Source organism: Mesorhizobium sp. M7A.F.Ca.CA.002.05.1.1, assembly GCF_003998335.1.
Classification (GTDB): domain Bacteria; phylum Pseudomonadota; class Alphaproteobacteria; order Rhizobiales; family Rhizobiaceae; genus Mesorhizobium.
In genome coordinates, this window is the sequence record NZ_RZQI01000665.1 from 1 (window position 1) to 3,383 (window position 3,383).

A 3,383-nucleotide genomic window follows, 5' to 3' on the forward strand; every position below is an offset into this window, starting at 1 on the left:
TATCGGCGGGAGCGGCGAGCTCGCTGCGGTCAGATCTGGCGCGCGTAGCGCACGAGCCACGCTGTGCAAAACGGTCATCACAAATCTTGACCTCGCATGCACTTGCACCTCTGGCCGCTGTCTGGCTTTTTGGGCTACCCATCGCAACGGAGTGATTCGCATCATGCCACTCGATTGCAAGGTTTCAAGGCAGTCTGCGGGTGGGTCGTGAAGCGCGCGCAATTGGCGAAGGAGACACAGGCATGGCCGAGTTCAAGAAGCCCGAAATCTCCGAGATGAGACCCAAGATCACCGTGATCGGCGTCGGCGGCGGCGGCGGCAATGCCGTCAACAACATGATCGCCGAGCAGCTTCAGGGCACCGAATTCATCGCCGCCAACACCGACGCCCAGGCGCTGACCATGTCGAAGGCGACGCGGCTGATCCAGCTTGGCGCCCACGTCACCGAAGGACTGGGCGCCGGATCGCTTCCCGAGATCGGCCGCGCCGCGGCCGAGGAATCGCTCGACGAGATCATGGACCATCTGGCCGGCACGCATATGTGTTTCGTCACCGCCGGAATGGGCGGCGGCACGGGAACCGGTGCGGCTCCAATCATCGCCCAGGCGGCGCGCAAGGCCGGCATCCTGACGGTTGGTGTCGTCACCAAGCCGTTCGCCTTCGAGGGCCGGCGCCGTATGCAGATGGCTGAAGAGGGCATCGAGCGGCTGCGCGAGAGCGCCGACACGGTGATCGTCATCCCGAACCAGAACCTGTTTCGGATCGCCGATGCCAAGACCACCTTCGCCGATGCGTTCGTCATTGCCGATCGGGTGCTCTATGCCGGCGTCAGCTGCATCACCGACCTCATCGTCAAGGAAGGCCTGATCAATCTCGACTTCGCCGATGTCAAATCGGTGATGCGCGACATGGGCCGCGCCATGATGGGCACCGGCGAGGCCTCCGGTGAGGGCCGGGCGATGAAGGCGGCCGAAGCCGCGATCGCCAACCCGCTGCTCGACGAAGTGTCGATGAAAGGCGCCAAGGGCGTGCTGGTCTCGATATCGGGCGGCAGGGACATGACCCTGTTCGAGGTCGACGAGGCCGCCACCCGCATCCGCGAAGAGGTCTACGAGGATGCCGACATCATCGTTGGCGCCATCTTCGACAAGGGCATGGAAGGCCGCTTCAGGGTCTCGGTGGTGGCGACGGGCCTCGACCGTGCGTTTGGTGTGGAGGATGCCGAAGCCGGCATCGCGCGCGACCACGCCGGTCAGCCGGCGCGGACGCTTCAATAAGTCATATCGCGCGTTTATCCTCGCCAGGAGATAATTTCTCGAGGGAGACATCGCCGGATAGCAACTGGCGCAACTATTGTGTTCAGCTGTATCGATCTCGGTACCGCTGCTGCTACAAGAATCCGTCATAGACGGCCATCTATACTGGCTACCCGTATCGTTCGAGCGACGAGAGGCGCGGCTTGGAATTCGACTTGAAAACCATCGAAGCGCTTGCGCCCGATCAGGCGTCGTTGAGCGCAGCGTCCAGGTTGACCAGGCAATCGAACTGGCCACGGCTCGAAAAGAGCGATCAACTGGGGCTCCTCTGGGGGGAATGCCAGGGTTCCGGCTCCAATCCCTATCGTGTGGTCGTCGACACCGGCGACCATGGCTACAAATGCACCTGTCCGTCGCGGAAATTTCCCTGCAAGCACACTTTGGCGCTGATGTGGATTGCAGCCACCACGCCGGCCAGTTTTACCGCCGCAGGCTCGGCCCCGGAATGGGTGAATGATTGGCTCGGCCGCCGCAGGAAGGCCTCGCCGCAGCCGGCGGCGCCAGCGCCCGGTGCGGGAGGCAAGAGCATTGGCGAGGCCTCGCGCGACGACGAAAGCGCTGATGTCGAGGACGCCGCTGCGGTCGAGCGCCGCGAGGCAGCGCAGCGCAAGCGGACGCTGGATACGCAATCCGCGGTGTCGGCGGCGTTGGATGAGCTGGATCAATGGATCGCTGACCAGTTGCGGCTTGGCCTGGCCGGTTTTGTCGACAACAGCAGTGATCGTTGCCGCCGGATTGCGGCACGGCTGGTCGACATGAAGGCGACAGCGCTTGCCGGCCGCATCGACGAGATTCCGTCACGGCTGATGGGGCTGCGCAGCGAGGAGCGCCCGGACGCGGCGATCCGCGAACTAGGCAAGCTTGTGCTGGTGGCCAAGGCCTGGCGATCGACGCCAGGCGACGCCGAATTGAGGCGGCTCGTATCGACGTCCGAAAGCCGTGAGCAGGTTCTGGCCAATCCCGATGCCAAACAGGTCGAAAGCGTCTGGGAGGTGCTTGGCGAGAAGATCGAGTCGCGCCGTGACGGTCTCGTCAGCCATTCGACCTGGCTGCTCAACCTGAAGAGCGCGAGCCCGCAATTTGCTCTCTTGCTCGACTATTTTCCGGCCTCGGCCGGTCGCCGGTCGAACGCCTTCACACCGGGCGACCGGTTCGATGCCAGGCTGGTCTTTTACCCGGCACGCCAGCCGCTGCGGGCCTTGGTGGCGGACCGCAAGGGCGACGTCCCGACAGGTGAGTGGCCCGATTTCGGCTTTCACACAGCCGATCCGCTCGCGGCGCATGCTGCTCACCAGAACACAGCCCCTTGGCTCACCGATTGTCCTGTCATGCTGCCGCCCGGCGCGATCCTGCTGGACGATCGGGGCGCTGCCTGGTGGCAAGCCGCCGGCGATCCGCATGGTATCGCCTTGCCGATTGCCGACACCGTCAATCCAACGCTGCTTGGGCTGGACCTTATGGCAACGGCAGCACTTTGGAATGGCAGCCGGCTTGACCTGCTGGCGGCGCAAAGCGGTTTCGGGAGGCTTGACCTGTCGTGAACGAGATCGAGCAGACCGGCCTGGCGGCCATGCGCGACTGCTGGATCACCGGCGGGACCACCTTCGACCTGGCTCCGGGCGCGTGGAAGGAGATCGCCGGCGGTGCCAGCCCCGACGAGCGCGAACGCCGGCTGCTGGCGATCGCCGCACAAGCTCTCGACACCGCCTTGCGGCCAGCCGCGCCAAAGATGCTGAAACGCCGCCCGCAATTGCCCGAACTCGCCTTGCCGATGCTGCCGGAACGGCTGCGGCCGCTATTGCGAGCCGCGCTCAAGCATGCCGCCGACACAAGAAGCAAGTCGCGTGTGGTCACGCTCGTCGCCAGCCGCGGCTTCGTGCTGCATCCGATGGACTGGATGCCAGCCGCGTCGGATCAGAGCAGTCCGGACGTTTATGCACCCTGGATCGACTGGCAGGCAGGCGCGGACGGCGAAAAACCTGCAAGCCAGGAGCATCTGACGGTGGAAAACTGGGATGACTTCTATCCCGCCGCACGCCGCACCGCGCTCGCCGATATGCGCCGCAC

The 3,383-nt window shown here is 64.6% G+C and carries 2 protein-coding genes and 1 pseudogene; all 3 read left to right on the forward strand.

Annotated features, from left to right (window positions below):
* Positions 1-242: 242 nt before the first annotated feature.
* Positions 243-1,277, forward strand: coding sequence for a cell division protein FtsZ (gene ftsZ / locus EN939_RS26215; protein WP_127270104.1), 1,035 nt, complete (start codon positions 243-245; stop codon positions 1,275-1,277).
* A 194-nt stretch (positions 1,278-1,471) separates the two neighbouring features.
* Positions 1,472-2,857 carry an SWIM zinc finger family protein gene (locus tag EN939_RS26220; RefSeq protein WP_236383125.1) on the forward strand — a complete coding sequence of 462 codons (1,386 nt, stop codon included), beginning with the start codon at positions 1,472-1,474 and terminating at the stop codon, positions 2,855-2,857.
* Positions 2,854-3,383: pseudogene (locus EN939_RS26225) on the forward strand (DUF5691 domain-containing protein); the annotation flags it as partial. The gene EN939_RS26220 and the pseudogene EN939_RS26225, both read left to right, overlap by 4 nt.